Origin of the sequence: Enterococcus italicus DSM 15952 (genome assembly GCF_000185365.1) — a bacterium.
Taxonomy (GTDB): domain Bacteria; phylum Bacillota; class Bacilli; order Lactobacillales; family Enterococcaceae; genus Enterococcus_G; species Enterococcus_G italicus.
In genome coordinates this window covers 1-552 of record NZ_GL622291.1, presented here as the reverse complement: position 1 = coordinate 552, position 552 = coordinate 1, and the positions used below count along the sequence as shown (strand labels likewise).

The 552-nt window shown below is 26.8% G+C and carries 1 protein-coding gene; it reads right to left on the bottom strand.

The features are described from left to right. Positions 1–111 precede the first annotated feature (111 nt). On the bottom strand, positions 112–552 hold a 441-nt coding region (locus HMPREF9088_RS12185), incomplete at its 5' end, for a hypothetical protein (protein ID WP_007209397.1).

Below are 552 nucleotides of genomic sequence, written 5' to 3'. Positions count from 1 at the left end.
GAAATTAACTGCTGATTCAACAATACCATAAGTTTTCTAAAGGTAAATTGTTATCTTTAGTTAGTTGTATTTCCCAATTTTCGAAAACCTTCTTTTGTTTTAATTCTTAAATTATTTTATAGTTATTGAATTTTCACTTCTATCATAAACAATAGATTCTACATCAGGTGTATTACCATCTAAGGTAAAGCTACCTTCATTGTAAGTAAATCCATCAGGGAAAAACAATTTAAAACTTACAGCTACATTTTGTCTTCTACTAAATACTTTTTCATCCTCTTCTGAAATATTATTTATATCATTGTATCCAACATTGAATAAAATATTACCTACCATTTTTACAGTAGAAATATCTATATAACTCTCAACATCACTAATATTAAATCCTCTTGTATTATAAACATTTCCTGAACTATACTCATTATCCCATTCATTAGCTATCAATACTTGCTCTTTTGTAAGAGGTATTGTTTGATTATAAGTCTTATTTGTTAAATAACCTTGATTTGATACAGTATCAGCTAATGCTGTTGTTGTCTGTACTGATGGTAA